General features: G+C 69.1%; 22 protein-coding genes. 11 read left to right on the forward strand and 11 right to left on the reverse strand.

The window, feature by feature from the left end; all coding sequences use genetic code 11:
• Positions 1–8 precede the first annotated feature (8 nt).
• Positions 9–455 carry a dUTP diphosphatase gene (gene dut / locus AC1RL8_RS10260; protein WP_492685210.1) on the forward strand — a complete coding sequence of 149 codons (447 nt, stop codon included), beginning with the start codon at positions 9–11 and terminating at the stop codon, positions 453–455.
• A gap of 196 nt (positions 456–651) precedes the next feature.
• Complete coding sequence (locus AC1RL8_RS10265) at positions 652–1152, forward strand: glycine zipper 2TM domain-containing protein (RefSeq protein WP_062474665.1); 501 nt, start codon at positions 652–654, stop codon at positions 1150–1152.
• Between the two features lie 70 nt (positions 1153–1222).
• Here AC1RL8_RS10265 and AC1RL8_RS10270 read toward each other — a convergent pair whose 3' ends face one another.
• Positions 1223–1747 carry an FKBP-type peptidyl-prolyl cis-trans isomerase gene (locus AC1RL8_RS10270; RefSeq protein ID WP_070059521.1) on the reverse strand — a complete coding sequence of 175 codons (525 nt, stop codon included), beginning with the start codon at positions 1745–1747 and terminating at the stop codon, positions 1223–1225.
• A 14-nt stretch (positions 1748–1761) separates the two neighbouring features.
• Between AC1RL8_RS10270 and AC1RL8_RS10275 the strand changes: the two genes are divergently transcribed.
• The 3 genes from AC1RL8_RS10275 to AC1RL8_RS10285 all read left to right on the forward strand — a co-directional run bounded on the left by AC1RL8_RS10275 (position 1762) and on the right by AC1RL8_RS10285 (position 3743).
• Entirely contained in the window at positions 1762–2904 is a 1143-nt protein-coding gene (locus tag AC1RL8_RS10275; protein WP_492685211.1) for a JmjC domain-containing protein, read from the forward strand.
• Positions 2894–3400 (forward strand): hypothetical protein, encoded by a 507-nt coding sequence (locus AC1RL8_RS10280; protein WP_492685212.1) that lies wholly within the window; start codon positions 2894–2896, stop codon positions 3398–3400. The genes AC1RL8_RS10275 and AC1RL8_RS10280 overlap by 11 nt, the downstream gene beginning before the upstream one ends.
• 94 nt (positions 3401–3494) lie before the next feature.
• Entirely contained in the window at positions 3495–3743 is a 249-nt protein-coding gene (locus tag AC1RL8_RS10285) for a hypothetical protein (protein WP_056583267.1), read from the forward strand.
• Between the two features lie 78 nt (positions 3744–3821).
• Here AC1RL8_RS10285 and AC1RL8_RS10290 read toward each other — a convergent pair whose 3' ends face one another.
• From AC1RL8_RS10290 to AC1RL8_RS10325, 8 genes are all read right to left on the reverse strand, one after another.
• The gene (locus AC1RL8_RS10290) at positions 3822–4601 is read right to left on the reverse strand and encodes an MBL fold metallo-hydrolase (RefSeq protein ID WP_062474678.1); all 780 of its coding nucleotides are present in this window, start codon (positions 4599–4601) and stop codon (positions 3822–3824) included.
• Positions 4602–4606: 5 nt separating this feature from the next.
• Entirely contained in the window at positions 4607–5683 is a 1077-nt protein-coding gene (gene bamC, locus AC1RL8_RS10295) for an NlpB/DapX family lipoprotein (protein WP_062474681.1), read from the reverse strand.
• A 150-nt stretch (positions 5684–5833) separates the two neighbouring features.
• Positions 5834–6730, reverse strand: coding sequence for a 4-hydroxy-tetrahydrodipicolinate synthase (gene dapA, locus AC1RL8_RS10300; protein WP_409574630.1), 897 nt, complete (start codon positions 6728–6730; stop codon positions 5834–5836).
• A 71-nt stretch (positions 6731–6801) separates the two neighbouring features.
• Positions 6802–7374: a class I SAM-dependent methyltransferase gene (locus AC1RL8_RS10305; RefSeq protein ID WP_492685213.1), complete on the reverse strand. Its 573-nt coding sequence runs from the start codon at positions 7372–7374 to the stop codon at positions 6802–6804.
• A gap of 43 nt (positions 7375–7417) precedes the next feature.
• A complete protein-coding gene (locus tag AC1RL8_RS10310; protein ID WP_167395003.1) occupies positions 7418–7561 on the reverse strand; it encodes a hypothetical protein in 144 nt (47 codons plus the stop codon).
• A 43-nt stretch (positions 7562–7604) separates the two neighbouring features.
• A complete protein-coding gene (locus AC1RL8_RS10315; protein WP_492685214.1) occupies positions 7605–8831 on the reverse strand; it encodes an MFS transporter in 1227 nt (408 codons plus the stop codon).
• Between the two features lie 131 nt (positions 8832–8962).
• Positions 8963–10159: an MFS transporter gene (locus tag AC1RL8_RS10320; protein ID WP_492685215.1), complete on the reverse strand. Its 1197-nt coding sequence runs from the start codon at positions 10157–10159 to the stop codon at positions 8963–8965.
• Positions 10152–11348 carry a serine hydrolase domain-containing protein gene (locus AC1RL8_RS10325; protein ID WP_492685216.1) on the reverse strand — a complete coding sequence of 399 codons (1197 nt, stop codon included), beginning with the start codon at positions 11346–11348 and terminating at the stop codon, positions 10152–10154. Before AC1RL8_RS10325 ends, AC1RL8_RS10320 begins: the two co-directional genes overlap by 8 nt.
• A gap of 90 nt (positions 11349–11438) precedes the next feature.
• On the opposite strand from AC1RL8_RS10325, the gene AC1RL8_RS10330 reads away from it, so the two are divergent.
• From AC1RL8_RS10330 to AC1RL8_RS10350, 5 genes are all read left to right on the forward strand, one after another.
• Positions 11439–12350 (forward strand): LysR family transcriptional regulator, encoded by a 912-nt coding sequence (locus tag AC1RL8_RS10330; RefSeq protein WP_492685217.1) that lies wholly within the window; start codon positions 11439–11441, stop codon positions 12348–12350.
• A 74-nt stretch (positions 12351–12424) separates the two neighbouring features.
• Positions 12425–14413, forward strand: a complete 1989-nt coding sequence (locus AC1RL8_RS10335; protein WP_062474697.1) for a DNA topoisomerase IV subunit B — start codon at positions 12425–12427, stop codon at positions 14411–14413.
• A 33-nt stretch (positions 14414–14446) separates the two neighbouring features.
• Complete coding sequence (locus AC1RL8_RS10340) at positions 14447–15388, forward strand: lytic transglycosylase domain-containing protein (protein ID WP_492685218.1); 942 nt, start codon at positions 14447–14449, stop codon at positions 15386–15388.
• Positions 15389–15475: 87 nt separating this feature from the next.
• A complete protein-coding gene (gene parC, locus AC1RL8_RS10345) occupies positions 15476–17872 on the forward strand; it encodes a DNA topoisomerase IV subunit A (RefSeq protein WP_487849188.1) in 2397 nt (798 codons plus the stop codon).
• The gene (locus AC1RL8_RS10350) at positions 17872–18069 is read left to right on the forward strand and encodes a hypothetical protein (protein ID WP_492685219.1); all 198 of its coding nucleotides are present in this window, start codon (positions 17872–17874) and stop codon (positions 18067–18069) included. The genes parC and AC1RL8_RS10350 overlap by 1 nt, the downstream gene beginning before the upstream one ends.
• Positions 18070–18079: 10 nt before the next feature.
• Here the strand turns inward: AC1RL8_RS10350 and AC1RL8_RS10355 are convergent, their stop codons facing one another.
• Positions 18080–19033 carry an ABC transporter substrate-binding protein gene (locus tag AC1RL8_RS10355; RefSeq protein WP_492685220.1) on the reverse strand — a complete coding sequence of 318 codons (954 nt, stop codon included), beginning with the start codon at positions 19031–19033 and terminating at the stop codon, positions 18080–18082.
• A 561-nt stretch (positions 19034–19594) separates the two neighbouring features.
• Entirely contained in the window at positions 19595–20722 is a 1128-nt protein-coding gene (locus AC1RL8_RS10360; RefSeq protein WP_354346275.1) for an MBL fold metallo-hydrolase, read from the reverse strand.
• A gap of 154 nt (positions 20723–20876) precedes the next feature.
• Between AC1RL8_RS10360 and AC1RL8_RS10365 the strand changes: the two genes are divergently transcribed.
• Complete coding sequence (locus tag AC1RL8_RS10365; protein ID WP_070059506.1) at positions 20877–21413, forward strand: cysteine hydrolase family protein; 537 nt, start codon at positions 20877–20879, stop codon at positions 21411–21413.
• The last annotated feature ends 1 nt before the right edge of the window (position 21414 follow it).

The following is a 21414-nucleotide window of genomic DNA, read 5'->3' on the forward strand; positions in this document are numbered from 1 at the left end:
GCAAGTCAGTGAAAGTAGACGTCCGAATCCTCGATCCGCGCATGGTGGATCAATTGCCCGCGTATGCCACCCCCGGAAGCGCCGGCCTCGACCTGCGGGCCTGCCTCGATGCCCCGGTCACGCTCGAACCCAATGCCTGGCAACTGGTGGGCACCGGCATCGCGATCCACCTGGCCGATCCGGCCTATGCCGCGCTGATCCTGCCGCGCTCGGGCCTGGGCCACAAGTACGGCATCGTGCTGGGCAACCTCGTCGGCCTGATCGACAGCGACTACCAGGGCGAGCTGAAGGTCAGCGCCTGGAACCGCAGCAACACGCCCTTCGTGCTGCAGCCGATGGAGCGGCTTGCGCAGCTGGTGATCGTGCCAGTGGTGCAGGCGCAGTTTCGCGTGGTCGCCGAGTTCGAGGCCTCGCAACGCGGCGAGGGCGGCTACGGCTCGACCGGCAAGCACTGAGTTCGTGGGGATGCTCCGGCAAAGCTGAAGGGCACCTGAGTATCCAAGGCGTAAAGAACGGAACCGCCGGCGCGTGGTTCGTCTCGGAAGGTTTCAGCGTGTGTCTTTCGTCATCGCGGCTTCGGCTGAGGCGTTAGACACAGGCAGGCATGCAGCCCGTCCGGGCGCGTGCTGTTTTCTTCGAGGAGCCTCTTTCATGAACATCTCAATGCGCTTCATTTCCGTCACGGCGTCCGTGCTCGCACTGGCCACGCTCACGGCCTGTGTCGCGCCGGCCCCGGTTTACCAGACCTCGCGCTATCCCTACCAGGCCCCGCCGCGGGCGATCCAGTACCAGGAAGCGGCCTACGTCGAGTACGGCCACGTCGCCAACATCGAGGTACTGCGCAGCGAAACCGCGGGCGTGGGCACCACGGGTGGTGGTGCCATCGCGGGCGGCCTCATCGGCGGCGTGGTGGGCAACCAGTTCGGACGCGGCAACGGCCGTGCCGCAGCCACTGCGCTCGGCCTCGTGGGCGGCGCCTTGCTGGGCAACACCATCGAGGCCCAGCAGAACGGGCCGCGCGCCTACGAGAGCTACCGCGTCTCGGTGCAGACCGACCGCGGCGGCTACCGCGCCTTCGACGTGCAAAACCCGGGCGACCTGCGCATCGGCGACCGCGTGCGCATCGACAACGGGCACATCTCGCGCATGTAAGCGGTCGGCCGCGCGCGCAAAGAAAAAAGCCGGGCACTGCCCGGCTTTTGCTTTGTGGGATGGCTGGGTGTCAGTGCAGCATCTGGCCGCCCGGTGCCATCGGCGGCACCTTGAAGAAGGCGGTGCCCGCCGTGCCCCGGCCGACTTCTTCTTCGGTGGCTTCGCGCACCGAACGCACCGTGATGTCCAGGCGGATCGCGATGCCCGCCAGCGGGTGGTTGCCGTCGAGCACGAGGTGGTCGGGGTAGATCTCGGCTACGGTGTAGATCGCGTCCTTGGGGATGCCGTCGCTCACGCCCTTGGGCAGGGCGGAGCCGTCGAAGGTCATGCCTTCCTCGGTGCCTTCGGGGAACAGCGCGCGCGGCTCCAGGAAGAGCAGCTGGTCGTTGAAGTCGCCGAAGCCCTGCTCGGGTTCGATCTGCAGTTGCACGCGCGCGCCGGGCTCATGGCCTTGCAGGGCGGCCTCGATCACGTCGAAGAGGTCGTCGCCGCCCACCATGAATTCCACCGGCTCGTCGAGCACGTCCAGCACATCGCCGAGCGTGTCTTTCATGGTCCAGGTCAGGCCGACCACGCATTGTTCAGAGATTTCCATTGCAGAATTCTCCCATGGAGATCAATCAACCGCTGCCCTTGCTTGGCGGCCTGAGTCCCGCGCAGTTCATGCGCCGGTACTGGCAAAAGAAGCCCCTGCTGATCCGGCAGGCCGTTCCCTCGATGGTGCCATCGATCGACCGCCAAGCGCTCTTCGCGCTGGCGGAGCGCGAGGGGGTCGAGTCGCGCCTCATCCGGCATGGGAAGGCCGGCTGGTCGCTCAAGCACGGCCCGTTGCCCCGCCGCGCGCTGCCGCCGCTGAAGCAGCCGGGCTGGACGATGCTGGTGCAGGGGGTCGACCTGCATCACGACGGCGTGCACGACCTGCTGCGGCAGTTCCGCTTCCTGCCCGACGCGCGCCTGGACGACCTGATGATCAGCTACGCGAGCGACACCGGCGGCGTCGGCCCGCATTTCGACAGCTACGACGTGTTTCTGCTGCAGGCGCAGGGCCGGCGCCGCTGGTCCATCGGCAAGCAGTCCGACCTGCGGCTGCAGCCCGACGTGCCGCTCAAGGTGCTCGAGCACTTCGAGCCCGAGCAGACCTTCGTGCTCGAGCCCGGCGACATGCTGTACCTGCCGCCCAAGTACGCCCACGACGGCGTGGCGGTGGGCGGTGAGTGCATGACGTATTCCATCGGACTGCGCTCGTCCGCCGTGGGCGAGCTGGGTGCGGACCTGCTGGCGCGTGTGGCGCAGGCCTATGCCGAAGACCTGGAAGACGCGGGCCCGGCTGAACTCGCGCGCTACCGCGACCCGTCGCAGCCTGCCGTCGAGACCCCGGCTGCAATGCCGACCGCGCTGCAGGACTTCGCGCGCAAGGCCGTCGAAGCCGCGCTGCGCGACCCTGACGCCATCGACCGCGCGCTGGGCGAATCGCTCACCGAGCCGAAGGCCAACGTCTGGTTCGGCGAAGGCAATGAAGTGCCCGAGGTGCTGCGCGAGGTCGCGCTCGACCGCCGCACGCGCATGCTCTACGACGCGCGGCACATCTACATCAACGGCGAGAGCTTCCGCGCCGGCGGGGCCGACGCCACGCTGATGCGGCGGCTGGCCGACCAGCGCGCGCTCGGTGCGCGCGAACTGGCCCGCGCCAGCGAGGGCGCGCGGGCGCTGCTGGGCGAGTGGTGCGAGGCGGGCTGGCTGCATGCCGAATGAAGGCGCCGCACCGGTCCTGAGCGAAGGCCGCTTCGACGGCCGCGAGGCCTTCGCCGACCTCGTTCGCGGGGCTTTGTCCGCCGCCGCGCACCAGGGCTGGAACGAGATCGTCTTCAGTGACCCCGACTTCGCCGACTGGCCACTGGGCGAGCGCGCCAGCATCGAGGCGCTTCAGGCGTGGTCGGCCAGCGGGCGCCGCCTGCTGCTGCTGGCAGGGCGCTTCGACCTGATCGAGCGCGGTCACGCGCGTTTCGTGACGTGGCGCCGCACCTGGGACCACATCGTCGAATGCCGCGCGGCAGGCCGCTCAGGCACGGCAGAGGAGGCGCCCAGTGCCTTCTGGACGCCCACCTGGTGCCTGCACCGCATCGACCCCGAGCGCAGCCGCGGCGTCTGCAGCAGCGATACGCGTGCGCGGCGCGACCTGCGCGAAAGCTTCGACGAGCGCTGGCGCCAGGGGCGACCGGCTTTTCCCGCCTCCACGCTCGGCTTGTAAGCCAATGCCGCAAATACACCCCCGCGACATATCCAGGCGGGGTTGGCGGTCTAGAATTTTTTGGTTCCAGACCTTCATTGCCAAAGGAGTCCTCATGAAGAAGTCGTCGTCCGTCCTGATTGCCTCGCTGATCGCCGCTGCCGCCCTGGTGGCCTGCGGAAAGAAAGAGGACGCCGCCCCCGCGGTCGTGACCCCGCCGCCCGCTCCCGTGACCGAACCCGCACCCGCCGCTCCGCCGGCCGCCGCACCTGCGTCGGCACCGTCGGCCGCCGCCTCGTCGGCCCTGGACGCCGCCAACGCCGCGACCGAGGCCGCCAAGAAGGGCGAGGCACCGAAGCAGTAATTCCGCTGCAGGTCCGCACCATGCAAAAAGCCGCCCTCGGGCGGCTTTTTCATTGGGGGAGGGCGATGCCCCGCCTGCTCAGACGTCGAGCCAGGGCGAGCCCTCGGCGGCGGTCGCCGTGAGCATCTCGGCCTCGTCGCCGCCCAGTGCCTCGGCCATGAGGCGTCGCACGATCTCGGGCCGGTTGTTCTGCTCGCTCAGGTGCGCCGCGACCACGTGGCGCAGCCCGTCGTGAAGCACGGCACGCGCGATCTCGGCGGCCGCGGTATTCGACAGATGGCCGTAGTTGCCGCCCACGCGCTGCTTCAGGAACGACGGGTAGGCCGAGCCGGCGAGCAGGTCGCTGTCGTGGTTGAACTCCAGCAGCAGCGCGTGCGCGCCGCGCAGCCGGGCCAGCACGTGGCTGGTGGCGTGGCCCAGGTCGGTCAGCACGCCCAGCGTGCGGTTGCCGTCGGTGCAGCGCAGCTGCAGCGGCTCGCGCGCGTCGTGGGGCACGGTGAAGGGCTGCAGGCAGAGGTCGCCGACCGTGAACTCGGCGTCGTCGCGCGCCAGGTGCAGGCGGCCTTCGTAGTCGCGGCCGCCGGTGGCAAGCCACGTGCCTTCGCTCATCCAGACCGGAATGCGGTCGCGCAGCGACAGGGCATGGGCGCAACCGATGTGGTCGCCATGCTCGTGCGTGATGAAGACGGCGTCGAGGTCCGCTGCGGCAAGGCCCGCCTGGGCCAGCCGCCGGTCGAGCTGGCGGATGCCGAAGCCGCAGTCGACGAGGAGGCGGGTGGTGCGGCCGGCGCTGGTCGTTGCTTCGACCAGCGCGGCGTTGCCCGTGCTGCCGCTGCCGAGGCTTCGGAAGCGGAGCATGGGGCTTACTTCAGGTCGTCGGCGATGACCTTGACGATGCGCTGCGCGTTGGCCGAGGTTTCGGGCGCGCCGGCGTCGTTCAGGACCGAGACCGTGGTGGCTTCGCCCTGGCTCTTGACCGAGATGCGGAACTTGATCGGCGCTTCGTCCTTCTTGGAGCTGAACAGCTTGCCGAAGAAGCCGTCGTCCTTCTTGTCGGGGTTCGGTGTCACGTAGCGCACGTAGTAGGTGCCGGCGCTGCGATCGCGGTCTTCGACGGTGAAGCCGGTGCGGTCCAGGGCCAGGCCGACGCGGCGCCATGCGCGGTCGAAGCCTTCGCTGATCTGCACGACCGGCTGGTTGCCGACGGTGGCCACGGTGGCGGTCTTGGGCGCTGCGGTGGTCGCAGCGAGGATCTTCGACTGCTCTTGCGACACACCGAGCTTGACCATCAGGCGGCGCAGGAATTCGGTCTCGAGCTCAGGATCGCTCGGGCGGGGCTGCCACACGGTCTGGTCCTGGCGGGAGTTGTTGTAGACCTCCTGCATGCCGCGGTGGCTGACGAAGATCTCGGTGCCGTTGGTGCTGCGCTCCAGGCGGGTGCGGAAGCGATCGAGTTCGCCGGTCGAGTAGACCGAATCGACCAGCTTGCCCAGCGTGCCGCGGATGATGTCCTGCGGCAGCTTGGCGCGGTTCTCGGCCCAGTCGGTTTCCATGATGCCCAGGTTGCGCTGGTCGGTGGTCAGCAGGAAGCCGTTTTCCTGCCAGAAGTCCTTGACGGGCTCCCAGAGCTGGTCGGGCGTGCGGTTGATGACGATCCAGCGCTGCGTGCCCGAGCGTTCCATGCGCACGTCGCCGATGTTGGCCACGGCGGTGGGGATGCCCGGTGCGTTCGCGATGCCGGCCTGGTAGGCGTTGGCGGTGACGGCGCCGCCCGGCACTGCGTAGCGGTTGTCGCGCGAGAGCTGGGACAGGTCGGGTGGGACTTCGAGCGTCGGGGCCTTGCCGGCGCTCTTGTAGTCGATCTTGTCGCTCTCGAGGACGGAGCAGGCGGCGAGGCTGGCAACGAGGGCCAGCAGTGCAAGTCGCGAAATGTTCTTCAACGTCGTCTTCCTTGGTGGAATGGTTCGGTCAATCGATGGGCCCCAGCGCCCCGCCCTCTCTGAGCACCGTTGCGGCAAAAGGTTGCTTGACCTTGCTGCGAACAGGGGGAAAGGGCAGGCGGGAACCGGTGTGATCGGTGGGAAGCTCGGTCAGTCCTTGAGCAGGCCGGTGGCGCGCAGGGCGCCCTCGACCGCCGGGCGGCTCGCTTCGCCGAGTTCCGTGAGCGGCAGCCGCAGGGCGCCGCCGCACAGACCCAGGCGGGCCATGGCCCACTTGAGCGGGATCGGGTTGGGTTCGACGAACAGGTTGCGGTGCAGCGGCATCAGTTCGAACTGCAGCTGCATCGCGCGCTTGACGTCGCCGGCCAGCGCGGCCACGCACAGCTCGTGCATCTTGCGCGGCGCCACGTTGGCCGTGACGCTGATGTTGCCCTGGCCGCCGCACAGCATGAGCGCGACCGCGGTCGGGTCGTCGCCGGAGTAGACGGCAAAGCTCTTCGGCAGGTCGCGGATGAGCCACTGGGCACGTTCGATGTTGCCGGTGGCTTCCTTGATGCCGATGATGCCGGGCACCTGCGCCAGGCGCAGCACGGTGTCGTGCGCCATATCGGCGACGGTGCGGCCGGGCACGTTGTACAGCACGACGGGCAGGTCGCCGACGGCTTCGGCGATGGCCTTGAAGTGTTGGTACTGGCCCTCTTGCGTGGGCTTGTTGTAGTAGGGAACGACCTGCAGCTGCGAGTCGGCGCCCACGCCCTTGGCGAACTTGGCGAGCTCGATGGCTTCCTTGGTCGAGTTCGCGCCGCAGCCGGCCATCACGGGCACGCGGCCCCGGGCCTGCTCGACGGATACGCGGATGATTTCGCAGTGCTCTTCCACATCGACCGTCGGCGATTCGCCGGTGGTGCCGACCACGCCAAGGCAGTCGGTGCCTTCGTCAATGTGCCAGTCGATGAGCCGCCGCAGGGCGGGGTAGTCGACACTGCCGTCGTCGTGCATCGGCGTGACGAGCGCGACGATGCTGCCTGTCAGTTGCTCCAAGGGAATCTCTTTGTCGGTGGACGAAAGCGGCCATTCTACTGACTCCGGCCGGGCCGGAGACAGTTGTGTCGGCCAGCTCAGCTGGCCTTCAGGAAGTGGCGCGGCGGGGCGCCCGCGGCCGCTTCGCCGGGCCGCACGGCGGCAATGCGCTGGACGAAGCGCGCCGGCTCCGGCAGGAAGCCGTCTTCATAGGCGATCACCTGCAGGCTGGCGCAGGCCCCGAGCAGTTCGCCCGGCTGCAGCAGGAAATCGGGCCGCGAGGGTTTGCCGACGGTCTCGTTGCCGGCGGCGAAGGTCTCGTACAGCAGCACGCCGCCCGGCGCCACCGCGGCCACGATGTCGGCCATGCGCGGGCGCCAGAGGTAGTTGGTGACGATCACCGCGCCGAAGCGCTGGGCCGTGAAGGGCCAGGGGCCCGACTCGATGTCGGCCGCCACCACGCGACCGAAGGCGGCGGCCGCCTCGACGGCCTCGGGCGCCCGGTCGACGCCGGTCGCTGCATGGCCGCGCCCGGCGAACCACTGCATGTGCCGCCCGGACCCGCAGGCCACGTCGAGCACCGTGGCGTTCGGGGCGAGCAGGTGCGACCAGCGCACGATCCATTCGGAGGGCGCCGTGCTCGCATGCACGGGAATTGCTACATCTTTCATAGTGGCCTGGGCCCGACTTGCGGGTGTTTCGGGGCGAAGTCGTTCAGAAACAGGACCACACTTGGTCGACCAGCGTGACCAGGAACGTCGGATGCACGTACAGCGCGAACACGCCGCCCAGCGCCGCCAGCACGGCGGCGAGCCAGGCGGCCTGGGCCAGGTAGTGGTTGCGTGTGCGGGGCGTCATGGCGATGGCTCCTTGCGAACAAAGAAAGGAAAAGCGCGGACCGTCAGCCCGCCACGGCGGCCGGCCGGACGCCGCGCGCAATGGCGCTTTCCTTGACCGGCAGGTTGATCAGCGCCGCGAACACGCCCAGCGCGATCGAGATGTACCAGACGATGCTGTAGCTGCCCGTCGTGTCATACAGGAAGCCGCCCAGCCACACGCCCAGGAACGACCCCACCTGGTGGCTCAGGAACACGAAGCCGCTGAGCATCGACAGGTGCGCCACGCCGAAGATGCCCGCGACGATGGCGTTGGTGGCCGGCACGGTCGACAGCCACAGGAAGCCCATGGCCGCCGAGAACACGTACACGCTCAGCGGCGAGATCGGTACCAGCAGGAAGAGGGCGATCGACACCGCCCGTGCAAAGTAGATGGCCGCCAGGATCTTGGGCTTGGACAGCTTCTGCCCCAGCAGGCCGACCGTGTAGGTGCCGAACACGTTGAACAGCCCGATCAGTGCCAGCGCGTAGCCGGCCACTTCGGCCGACAGGCTCTGGTCGCGCAGGTAGGTCGGCATGTGGATGCCGATGAACGCCAACTGGAAGCCGCAGACAAAGTAGCCCGCCATCAGCAGCCCGAAGCTCGGGTAGCGGAAGGCCTCGCCCACGGCCTGCAGCACCGACTGGTCGCGGTGGCCGGCCAGCGCCGCGGTCTTGGGTTCGCGCAGGCCGAAAGCCAGCGGGACGATCACGAGCACCACCACCGCCAGCACCGCCAGTGCGGTCTGCCAGCCGAGGGCGCCGATCAGGCGGCCTTCGATGGGCGCCATGAGGAACTGCCCGAACGAGCCGGCTGCCGCCGCGACGCCCATCGCCCACGAGCGGCGCTCGGCCGGGATCTGCCGGCCGATCACGCCGTAGATCACCGCATAGGTCGAGCCCGCCTGTGCCGCGCCGATCAGCACGCCCGCGCTCAGGGTGAAGAGCAGCGGCGTCGGCGAATGCGCCATGCCGAACAGGCCCAGCGCGTAGAAGATTGCGCCGCCGATCAGCACGCGGAACGCGCCGAAGCGGTCGGCCAGCATGCCGGCGAACACGCCGAAGATGCCCCACGACAAGTTCTGCACCGCCAGCGCGAATGAGAAGGTCTGCCGGCTCCAGTCCTGCGCCTGCGTGATGGGCTGCAGCCAGAGGCCGAAGCCGTGGCGGATGCCCATCGAGAGCGTGACGATCATGGCGCCGCAGAACAGCACCTGCTTGATCGAAAGGGTGGGAGCGGGGGAGGCTTGCATCCTTCGAATGTAGCGAAATGGATGCTGCGGCAGGTGGCGTGGCGGCCAAGGCCATTGATGATTTGTGGGCGCGGTTTCGATGCGCGGACGGCATCAAAGAAAGAAGGCAGGCGCGTGGCCTGCCTTCGGGGTCAGCGCGCCGGTGCCGCCGCCGCGCCACGCGCGCCCGGGAAGCCGTGCTCGCAGGCCCGCCACGCCAGCATCAGCCCCGGCACCAGCAACGCCAGCAGCGACCAGGGCAGGCTGCCCGCGCCGCCGCCCTGCAGCAGCAGGCCGCCCGCCAGCCCGCCGCCTGCGATGGCGAGGTTCCAGGTGGTCACGACCATCGACTGCGCCACGTCCGCCGCGTCGCCAGCCGCCTGGGCCGAGGCGGTCTGGAACAGCGTCGCCGCGCCGCCGAAGGCCAGGCCCCAGACCGCGACCGCGAGGTACACGCCCGCCGCCGATCCGCCCGCCGCGGCGAGCATCAGCGCCGCCAGCGCGAAGGCGGCCGTGCCGGCCAGCACCAGCGTGCGCAGCCAGCGGTCGATCAGCACGCCCGTGAGCCAGATGCCGCCCAGCGACGCCGCGCCGAAGACCAGCAGCACCCGCCCGACCTGCGCGCCGAGCCCGGCGTGCGCCAGGAAGGGCGCGATGTAGGTGTAGAGGATGTTGTGCGCCAGCACGAAGGCGAACATCACCACCAGCACCGGCCGCACGCCCGGCAGCAGGAACACGCGGCGCACGCTCTGCTGGCGCCCGGCCTCCTGGCCCGGGAAGTCGGGCACCTGCCAGCGCACCCAGCCAAGCAACAGCACCGACAGCGCCGACATGATCAGGAAGGCTGGCCGCCAGCCGACGCTCGCGCCCAGCAGCGTGCCCGCCGGAATGCCCAGCGACAGCGCCAGCGGTGCGCCCAGCATCGCCACGGCGATGGCGCGGCCCTGCTGCGACGGCGTCACCATGCGCGCGGCGTGCCCGGCCAACAGTGCCCACAGCAGGCCCGCGAACACGCCAGCGAAGAAGCGCGCGACCAGCGTCAGCGTGTAGTCGTGCGACAGCGCCGTGACCGTGTTGACCACGGCGAAGCCGCCGATCGCGCCCATCAGCAGCGGCCGGCGCCGCCAGCCGCGCGTGAAGGCCACCAGCGGAATGGCCGCCACCAGCGAACCCAGCGCGTACACGGTGACGAGCTGGCCGACCAGCGCGGGCGCCACGCTCAGGTCGGTGCCGATCTGCGGCAGCAGGCCGGCCGGCATCGCCTCGGTGAGGATGGTGATGAAGCCGCCGGCCGCCAGTGCGAGCAGGCCCGAGAGGGGCAGCGGTGAAGAAGAGGTCGTGTCACGCATAGACGGCGTCCCTCAGTTCGGTGACGAAGCGGCCCGACATGCCTTCGTAGAGCGTGTTCGTGAAGGCCACCACGCTGAGCCCGCGCGCCCGGTCGACGAACCAGGCGTGGCCGTAGGCGCCGCCCCAGCGCCAGGTGCCGGGCGATTCGAGCGTCTGCGTGGGTTGCGGGTCGTGCAGCACCGAAAAGCCCAGGCCGAAGCCCCAGCCCGGCGCGTCCGCCGGCCCCCAGGCGCCCGTGTGGTTGCGGCCCATGGTGTCGACGGTGGCGGCGCCCAGCAGCGGGGCGCCGCCGGTGCGCAGCGTGTCGAGAAGGCGCAGGAAGTCGCCCGCGCTGCCGACCATGCCGGCGCCGGCCGAGGGCCAGGCGTTGGCGTCGAAAGCGCGCGCCGGGTCGAAGCGGATGCCGACGGCGCCCTCGAACGGCGTGGCGACAACCGGGCCGTCCATGCGCTGCGGTGGCGTAGCGCCGGGGCCGTTCACGTAGGGCGTGGCCAGCCACGGGTCGCCGGGGGCGGCGGCGAAGCCCGTGTCGTGCATCTGCAGCGGCCCGGTCACCAGCGTGTGCACCGCCTCGGGCAGCGGCAGTCCGCTGGCCGCCTCGACCACCGCGCCGAGCACGTCGATGGCCAGCGAATAGAGCCATCCGGTGCCAGGCGGGTACAGCAGCGGCACGCCGGCCAGGCGTCGCAGGTTGCCGGCCAGCGTGAGGCCGTCGTCGCGATCCATACCGTCCGACACGCCGGCGCGCGCGTACGGGCCGTCGTCCGTGCTTTCGAGGAAGCGGTAGCCCAGGCCGGCCGTGTGGGTCAGCAGCTGCCGCAGCGTGATGACGGCTTCGCCGCCGCCTTCAGGCAGGCGCGGGCGGAAGTCCGGCAGCCAGCGCGTCACCGGGTCGTCCAGGTCGAGCCGGCCCTGGTCCACGAGCACCATCGCGGCGGTCGAGACGATGGGCTTGGACACCGAGGCCAGCCGGAACAGCGCGTCTTCGCGCATCGGCCGGCCGGCCTCGCGGTCGGCCAAGCCGGCGGCGCGCCGGTGGATGAGGTGCCCGTCGTGGCGCACCAGCACCACCGCGCCAACCAGCCGCTGCTCGGCCAGCGCGCGGTCGATGGCCGCGTCAATGCGCGACGGGTCCGGGCCCTGCCACGCAGGGGTGAAAGTGGGGGAAATGTCGGGAAGAAAGGTCATGCGTCCCACGATAGGAAGAAGCCGACTTCGGATAAAGACGGCTACAGTTCCGCTCAATGCGGACATTCAAGTCCGTAATGGAGATTTCCCATGGACAGCCTCAGCGGCTTTGCCGTCTTCGTTCAGGTCGCCGAAACCCGCAGCTTCGTGGCGGCCGGGCGCGCGCTCGGCGTGTCGGCCTCGGCCGTGGGCAAGCGCGTGGCGCGGCTCGAGGAGCGGCTGGGCGTGCGCCTGTTCCACCGCAGCACGCGCAGCATCACGCTCACCGCCGAAGGCGCGCTGTTCCTGGCGCGCAGCCGCCGCGTGCTGGCGGAGATCGAGGCCGCCGAGCAGGAGCTGTCGCACGCCGCCGAAGCGCCGCGCGGGCGCCTGCGCGTGAGCCTGCCGCTGGTCAGCTCGCTGGTGCTGCCGGTGCTGGCCGACTTCATGGCCGCCTACCCGGCGATCGAACTCGACCTCGACTTCAGCGACCGCCTCGTGGACGTCATCGAGGAGGGCTTCGACGCCGTGGTGCGCACCGGCGAGCCGGCGGATTCACGGCTGTCGTCGCGCCAGCTGGGCGAGTTCTCTCAGCTGCTGGTGGCCTCGCCCGCGTACCTGGCGCGCCACGGTACGCCCACTTCGCCGGACGATCTGGCCCGCCACGCCTGCCTGCACTACCGCTACCCAGCGACCGGCAAGGTGGAGGTCTGGCCGCTCGCGCCCGGGCCCGACGGCAGCGAGGTGCGCCCGCCAGTCTCGATGATCTGCAACAACATCGAGACCCGCCTGTGCTTCGCCCTGCGCGGCCGGGGCATCGCCTGCCTGCCCGACTTCAGCGTGCGCGCCGCGCTGGCCGAGGGGGCGCTGCAGCCCGTACTGGCCGACCACCTGCTGCGGCCCCGTACCATCGCGTTCCGCGTGCTGTGGCCGTCGGGGCGCCATCCGTCGCCCAAGCTGCGGGCGTTCATCGATTTCCTGGGCGCGCGGATGTTCGGTCCGCCCGCAGAAACTCCCGCCTGATGTGCGAAAAGACCGAAGCCGGTGCCTGTATGGGTATCCAGTCATTTCAACCCAACTGACTACAATCCGCCCCCATGGCGACTTCCCCCAAGACATCTTCAGACTCCGCTTCCGGCTATTCGGAAGGCTCCATCCGCGTGCTCAAGGGCCTCGAGCCCGTGAAGCAGCGCCCGGGCATGTACACCCGGACCGACAACCCCCTGCACATCATCCAGGAAGTGCTCGACAACGCCGCCGACGAAGCGCTGGCGGGCTACGGCAAGAAGATCAAGGTCACGCTGCACACCGACGGCTCGGTCAGCGTCGAGGACGACGGCCGCGGCATTCCCTTCGGCCTGCACCCCGAAGAGAAGGCCCCCGTGATCGAGCTGGTCTACACCCGGCTGCACGCCGGCGGCAAGTTCGACAAGGGCTCGGGCGGCGCCTACAGCTTCTCGGGCGGCCTGCACGGCGTGGGCGTGTCGGTGACCAACGCGCTGTCCAAGCGCCTCGAAGTCAGCTCGCACCGTGAAGGCTCGGTCGCCAAGCTGGCCTTCAGCGCCGGCGACGTGATCGAGGCGCTCGAAATCCGCAAGCTCGAAGCCGGCGAGCGCAAGCAGGGCACCACCGTGCGCGCCTGGCCCGATGCCAAGTACTTCGAGACCGCCGCGCTGCCCATGGGCGAGCTCACCCACCTGCTGCGCAGCAAGGCCGTGCTGATGCCCGGCGTGAGCGTCACGCTGGCCGTCGAGAAGACCGGCGAAAGCCAGCAGTGGCTCTACAAGGGCGGCCTGAGCGACTACCTCATGCAGACGCTCAACGGCGACCCGGTCATTCCGCTGTTCGAAGGCAGCGGCCATGCCGACAAGAACGCCGACAACTTCGCCGAAGGCGAGGGCGCCGACTGGTGCGTGGCCTTCACCGAAGACGGCCAGCCCGTGCGCGAGAGCTATGTCAACCTGATTCCCACCAGCGCCGGCGGCACGCACGAAAGCGGCCTGCGCGACGGCCTGTTCAACGCGGTGAAAAGCTTCATCGAGCTGCACTCGCTGCTGCCCAAGGGCGTGAAGCTCCTGCCCGAGGACGTGTTCGCGCGTGCTTCGTACGTGCTCAGCGCCAAGGTGCTCGACCCGCAGTTCCAGGGCCAGATCAAGGAACGCCTGAATTCGCGCGACGCCGTGCGCCTGGTGTCCAGCTTCGTGCGCCCCACGCTCGAGCTGTGGCTCAACCAGCACGTCGACTACGGCAAAAAACTGGCCGAGCTGGCCATCAAGGCCGCCCAGACGCGCCAGCGCGCCGGCCAGAAGGTCGAGAAGCGCAAGGGCTCCGGCGTGGCCGTGCTGCCCGGCAAGCTGACCGACTGCGAGAGCAAGGACATCAGCCACAACGAAGTCTTCCTGGTCGAGGGCGACTCTGCCGGCGGCAGCGCCAAGATGGGCCGCGACAAGGAAAGCCAGGCCATCCTGCCGCTGCGCGGCAAGGTGCTCAACACCTGGGAAGTCGAGCGCGACCGCCTGTTCGCCAACACCGAAATCCACGACATCTCGGTGGCCGTGGGCGTCGATCCGCACGGCCCCGCCGACACGCCCGACATGAGCGGACTGCGCTACGGCAAGATCTGCATCCTGTCCGATGCCGACGTGGACGGCTCGCACATCCAGGTGCTGCTGCTCACGCTGTTCTTCCGGCACTTTCCCAAGCTCATCGAAGCCGGCCACGTGTATGTCGCAAAGCCGCCATTGTTCCGGGTCGATGCGCCCGCGCGCGGCAAGAAGCCGGCCTCCAAGGTTTATGCGCTGGACGAGGGCGAACTGACCGCCACGCTCGACAAATTGCGCAAGGATGGCGTGCGCGAAGGCGCCTGGAGCATCAGCCGCTTCAAGGGCCTGGGCGAAATGAGCGCGGAACAATTGTGGGAAACCACGCTCAATCCGGACACCCGTCGCCTGATGAAGGTCCAATTGGGGCGGTTCGATTTTTCGTCCACCCAGGGCGAGATCACCAAGCTGATGGGCAAGGGCGAAGCGGCGGCGCGGCGCGAGCTCATGGAATTGCGCGCAGACGACGTCGATATCGACGTCTGACAGTTTCCTTTTTCTTTCCTTCTTCTCACACGCATGTCGGTTTTCAAGCGTTCGCTGTGGTTGGCCCTTCTGCTGTGCATGCAGCAGGGGCTCGCGCACGCGACCGACATCTACGGCTACATCGACAGCAACGGCGTGGCGCACTTCGCGGCCGAGAAGGTCGACGAGCGCTACAAGCTCTTCTTCCAGGGCGGCCAGAGCTTCGACACCGCCAAGGGCCTGTCGCCGATGGGCCGCGGCAGCATCAACCGCCGGCTCGACGGCAAGGTGTCGCCGGCGTCGCAGAACCTGCTCGCCATGTTCGAGGCCTCGCCCGGCTACAAGACCGCCAAGGCGGCGCTGCGCGATGCGTCGAGCAAGCACGCCATCGACTACGAACTGCTGCAGGCGCTGGTCGCCACCGAGTCGGGCTTCGATGCCAAGGCCGTCTCGCCCAAGGGCGCGATGGGGCTCATGCAGCTCATGCCGGCCACCGCGCAGCGCTACGGCGTGGCGACGGACAAGCGCGGCACGATCGAGAAGAAGCTGTTCGACCCGCACATCAACATCGCCGCCGGCTCGCGCTACCTGCGCGACCTGATCGCGATGTTCCCGGGCCAGATCGAGCTCGCGCTGGCCGCCTACAACGCGGGCGAGGGCGCGGTGCAGCGCGCGGGCAACAAGATCCCGAACTACAAGGAAACGCAGAACTACGTGCAGACCGTGCTGCAGCTGTATGCGTACCTCAAGCCCTCGGCCGTGACCGTGGGCGGCAACCTGCGCAGCGGAAGCGGAAGCGGCAGCAGCGGCGGCAGGACGCCGGGGCGCATCCGCATGGAAATGTCGGTGCCCAAGGGCGGCGCGATCGGGCGCGGCAACATGCCGTCCGAGTCGCCGCGCAACGTGCCGACCATGCCCGATATTCCCGAGCCGTCCGACGTGCCGACCAGCGCGGTGGAGCCGGGCGACGCTTCGCCGCCGTCGCCGCTGTCGTGATCCCGCAGGCCGCCATGCACCCCACTTTCATTTTGGGCTGAGCGCGAACGCACGCCGCCCGTCACTGTTTTTCTTTCTCTCTTCTTCATGGACGACTCTCAACCTCCGCTCGACCTTGCAGGCCCCACCGACGGCGACACCACCCTCACGCTGGCCGACTACGCGCAGACCGCCTACCTCGAATACGCCCTGAGCGTGGTCAAGGGCCGCGCGTTGCCCGATGTGTCCGACGGCCAGAAGCCGGTGCAGCGGCGCATCCTGTACTCGATGTCGCGCATGGGCCTGGGCTTCGGCGGCACCAACGGCACCGTGGGCGCCAAGCCCGTGAAGAGTGCGCGCGTGGTCGGCGACGTGCTCGGCCGCTTCCACCCGCACAGCGACCAGGCCGCGTACGACGCGCTGGTGCGCATGGCGCAAGACTTCTCGCAGCGCTATCCGCTGGTCGACGGCCAGGGCAACTTCGGCAGCCGCGACGGCGACGGCGCCGCGGCCATGCGCTACACCGAAGCGCGCCTGGCGCGCATCACCAGCCTCTTGCTCGACGAGATCGACGAAGGCACGGTCGACTTCATTCCCAACTACGACGGCAGCACCGAGGAGCCGCGCCTGCTGCCCGCGCGGCTGCCGTTCACGCTGCTCAACGGCGCCAGCGGCATCGCCGTGGGCCTGGCCACCGAGATCCCGAGCCACAACCTGCGCGAGATCGCCGACGCTTGCGTGGCGCTGATCAAGTCCAACGGCAAGCTCAGCGAAGAAGAGCTCTTCGCCCTCGTGCCCGGCCCCGACTACCCGGGCGGCGCGCAGATCATCAGCAGCGCCAGCGACATCGCCGACGCCTACCGCACCGGCCGCGGCTCGCTCAAGGTGCGCGCGCGCTGGAAGATCGAAGACCTCGCGCGCGGCCAGTGGCAGCTCGTGGTCAACGAACTGCCGCCGGGCGTGAGCACGCAGAAGGTGCTCGAAGAAATCGAGGAAATCACCAACCCGAAGGTCAAGGCCGGCAAGAAGGCCCTGAGCGCCGACCAGACGCAGCTCAAGGCCGCGATGCTGTCGGTGCTCGACGTGGTGCGCGACGAGTCGAGCAAGGACGCCGCCGTGCGCCTGGTGTTCGAGCCCAAGACCTCGCGCATCAGCCAGGACGAGTTCGTGACCACGCTGCTGGCGCAGACCTCGCTCGAGACCTCGTCGTCGATCAACCTCACGATGGTCGGCATCGACGGCAAGCCCACGCAGAAGTCGCTGCGCCAGATGCTCAACGAGTGGATCGCGTTCCGCGAGATCACCGTCGAGCGGCGCTCGCGCCATCGCCTGGGCAAGGTGCAGGACCGCATCCACATCCTCGAAGGCCGGCAGCTGGTGCTGCTGAACATCGACGAGGTGATCGCCATCATCCGCGCGGCGGAAGACCCGAAGGCGGCGCTCATCGCGCGCTTCAACCTCAGCGAACGCCAAGCCGAGGACATCCTTGAAATCCGGCTGCGCCAGCTTGCGCGGCTCGAGGCCATCAAGATCGAGCAGGAGCTGGCCGGCCTGCGCGACGAGCAGAAGAAGCTCGAAGACATCCTCTCCAGCCCGGCCACGCTGCGCCGCCTGCTGGTCAAGGAAATCGAGGCCGACGCCAAGACCTTCGAAGACCCGCGCCGCACGCTCATCCAGGCCGAGAAGCGTGCCGTGGCCGAGGTGAAGGTGGTCGACGAGCCCGTCACCGTGATCGTGTCGCAGAAGGGCTGGGTGCGCGCGCAGAAGGGCTGGGCCAGCGAGAAGGCCGCCGGTAACGGCGGCACCGCGCCCGAGTACAGCTTCAAGTCGGGCGACACGCTCTACGGCGCCTTCGAATGCCGCAGCGTCGACACGCTGCTGGTCTTCGGCAGCGCCAAGGACAAGAGCGTGCGCGTCTACACCGTGCCCGTGGCCTCGCTGCCCGGCGCGCGCGGCGACGGCCAGCCCGTCACCACGCTCATCGAGCTCGATGCCGGCACGCACGTCACGCATTTCTTCGCGGGCCCGGTGGGTGCCTGCCTGCTGCTGGCCAACACGGGCGGCTACGGCTTCATGGCCACCATCGAGAACATGATGTCGCGCCAGCGCGGCGGCAAGGCCTTCATCGACGTGGGCGAGGGCGAGCAGCTGTGCCGGCCGTCGCTGGTGGGCGGCGCGAGCGGCGCCGAGCCGATGCCTGCTGCGACGCACGTGGCCTGCGCCTCGACAGGCGGACGCATCCTGACCTTCGACATCGCCGAGCTCAAGAGCCTGCCCAAGGGCGGTCGCGGCCTGACGCTGATCGATCTGGAGGCCAAGGACACGCTGGCCGGTGCCGCCGCCTACACGCGCAGCGTGCGCATCGACGGCATCGGCCGCGGCGCCAAGGAGCGCGACGAAACGCTGGAGATCCGCACGCTCAACAATGCACGCGGCAGCCGCGCGCGCAAGGGCAAGGCGGCCGACCTGGGCTTCAAGCCGGCGAGCATCGTGCGGGTGCTCTGATGCTGGGCGGCATCGACATCAGCATCCTCGGCGTGATCCTCGCCGTGGTCACGGGTTTCGGCAGCTACATCCTGGGGCGCCGCATGCGCGAGAAGCGCCAGGGCAAGCGGCGCGCGAAAGACCGCGCCGTCGCGCAGGCCAACGAGACGCGCCAGGTGCGGCGCGCGCGCGAGCGGCGCGAGCAGGAAGGCAAGTAAGCCACGAGGCCTACCAGCCGTCGTAGCCGTCGACGTTCTCGCGCGTCACGAGCTTCGACGGCAACAGCAGCACGCGCTGCTGGGGGGGCTGGCCCTTCAGGAGCTTCAGCCCGATCTGGGCCGCTCGCTGGCCCATCAACGTGGGCGACTGCGTCGCGCTGCCGACGATCAAGGTGGTCGGGTCCTGCAGCCGCTGCGCCACCTCCGGCGAACCGTCCATCGCCGTGATGACGATGTCGCGGCGGCCCGCGACCTGGGCCGCCAGTTCCGCGCCGATGCCGCACAGGTCGTTGATCGCGAACACGCCCGACAGCTTCGGATGGCGCGCGAGCAGCCGCGTCATCTGTTCGACGCCGCCGTCCTTGGTGGCGCCGCCATTGAGCGCCATCGACACGACGCGCACGCCGGGTGCGGCGTTCAATGCCTCGCGGCAGCCGTTGACGCGGCCCACCGCGGCCGTGTTCGGCGGGCCGTCGATGATCGCCACTTCGCCTTTGCCGCCGAGCGTGCGCACCAGGTGTTCGCAAGAGAGCCTGCCGGCCGCGCGGCTGTCGGTCACCACGGCCGCGTCCGCACCTTGCACGAGCGCATCGACCGCCACCACCTTGATGCCGGCCGCGCGCGCCTCGGTGACGCGGGCGTGCAGGGTGGTCGAATCGACCGGCGTCACGATCACCAGCTGCACGCGCTGGCGGATCATTTCCTTGAGCTGCTCGTCCTGCCGCTGCGGATCGAACCCGCTCGACACGACCGTGATGTGCGCCGCGTTGCGACTGTCTGTGGCCAGCGTGCTTTCCACTGCGCGCGCGATGTAGGCAAAGAAGGGGTTGCGCAGGTCGCTCACGAGCACGCCGACGCGCGGGCCCTTGCCATGGTTGGCATGTGTCGCGAGCGCGCTGCCCACGGGGCCCACGGCGAGGAGGAGGGCCAGCAGCCAGGTGCGCCAGGGACGTTTCATGGGCATGGGTGCGAGGGCCTCGTTGCGAGAGGGGGCCGGTGAAGGGGTGGGGATGATGACATGTTCCGCACCGCCTCGCATCCGCGATCTGCGGCGGCAAGCGTGGGGGAATGGACGGACCTGCCGGCCCCGGTCGGTGCCGATGTTGCCGCGGGTCGGCAGCGTGGGCTGCGGCAGTGTCAGACCTGGAGGAAGAAGGGGTTGTCCGGGTTGCTGACGATCAGGCCGATGTGCGGCGCATCGAGGGTGCGACGGCCCCTGCGCCCTCGATCGATGCCAGCACGCGCCCCGTGGCGAAACCCCTGGCGATGCGCGCCAGGCGGCGCCTCGGGGCGCGCGTCGAGATGGCGGGAATGCCGCCTCCTTTCTTGCCGGTTCTTCTTGTGATCACCTTGCTCCCTGTGGCTGCTGCCTTGCAGATGACGGTGTCGTCCGCGATCGGCGTCCGGTGAGGGATTCGTCGCGGCGACACGGCGATTGAACCGGCCGCTGGTTAACTGTCTGTAAACCTTCCAAAAGTGGCGAGCAACATTTGAAACACACACCGCCGCGTGGACGGTGCGTTCCTTACTTCAGCCCGGCCCACCAACGCACGTTGGTGCGTGCCTGGCCCACCGTGAGCACTTCGCCGATCACCGGCGTGGCCAGGTCGATCTTCTTGGCCTGCGCCAGGTCGGCGATGCGGTCCAGCGGGTCGTGCCAGGTGTGGAAGGCCAGGTCGAAGGTGCTGTTGTGCACCGAATAGAGCACCTTGCCGCGCAGGTCTTCGAAGGCCTGAACGCTCTGCTCGGGCGTCATGTGCACGCCGGGCCAGTAGGCGTCGTAGGCGCCGTTTTCCATCAGCGCCAGGTCGAAGCCGCCGAAGCGCTCGCCGATCTGCTTGAAGCCGGGGAAGTAGCCCGAGTCGCCGCTGTAGAAGATGCGCTGGTCGCCGCTTTGCACCACCCACGAGGCCCACAGCGTGCGGTCGCGGTCGGTCAGCGTGACCGCGCGGCCCGAGAAATGCTGCGCGGGCGTGGCGGTGAGCTTCACGCCCGCATGTTCGCCGCCTTGCCACCAGTCGAGCTCGGTCACGCGCTCGGCGGGCACGCCCATCTCGATGAGCCGGGCGCGCACGCCCAGCGGCACGAAGTAGCGCTGCACGCGCGTGGCCAGGTACTCGATGGTGGCCACGTCGAGGTGGTCGTAGTGGTCGTGCGAGAGGATCACCGCTTCGATCGGCGGCAGCTGCTCCAGCTGGATCGGCGGCTTGTGAAAACGCTTCGGCCCGACCCAGGTGAAGGGCGAGACGCGCTCGCTGAACACGGGGTCGATGAGCCAGTACTTGCCCTTGAGTTTCAGCAGGTGCGATGAGTGGCCCAGGCGCACCACGTGGTTGGCGTCGGCTGCTAGTGCGTCGAGCGCCTGGGGCGTCAGGGCGCGCACCGGAATGGGGTCGACCGGCACGGTGTCGACCTTGCTGCCGACGATGAAGCGCGACCAGATGCGCCAGGTGCTGGCGGCGGGCTGCAGCTCGGGGTTGGGCATGTTCTGGAACACGCCGCCCTTGAACTGCGGCGAGTTGTCGTAGCGCGTTTCCCCGCCGCCGGCGCTGCTGCAGCCGGCCACGAACGCGCAGCCGGCCGTGGCGAGCACCGCGCTGCGGCGCAGCAGCCGGGGTAAATAAGCGCCTTGCGAGTCCGATTCGTCAGCCATGGGAAAGCCCTCTGCGTGTGTGTTGGTCTTGAGGCGCGAGACTAGCGGGAGTTGGCTTTTCAATGGTTTCAGCGACAGAAACATTCGGCGGGCGGGGGCAATGCGCGGGCCGGCGGCATACTCCGGCGATCCACGTCCACAGCCTTTCATCGCCATGAAAACTGCCATCCTCGTCATCGACATGCAGCGCGGCCTTTGCGACGATCCGCCCCGGCCGTACGAGGCCGAAGCGGTCATCGGGCGCATCAACGCGCTCACGGCGCGGGCCCGCGCGGCCGGCGTGCCGGTGGCCTTCGTCCAGCACGAGAACGCCATCGACCTGGAGTTCGATTCCGAGCGCTGGCAGCTGGCCGATGCCTTGCAGGTGACGCCGGCTGACGCGCGCCTGCGCAAGACCACGCCCGATTCGTTCCTGCGCACGCCGTTGGAGGCCTGGCTGTCGGGGCAGGGCGTGCGGCGCGTGGTGGTCTGCGGCTATTCGTCGGAGTTCTGCGTGGACACCACCGTGCGCCGCGCCGCCGCGCTGGGCTACGAGGTGGTGCTGGCGGCCGACGCCCACACCTCGCACGACAAGCCGCATGCCAAGGGCGCCTTCATCCGCGCGCACCACAACGCGACGCTGTCGGACATCACGAGCTTCGGCGTGCCGATCCGCGCGGTCGACAGCGCGGACATCGCTTTCGGCGATTGAT

The sequence above is a fragment of the Variovorax sp. GW822-FHT04E09 genome (assembly GCF_058800845.1).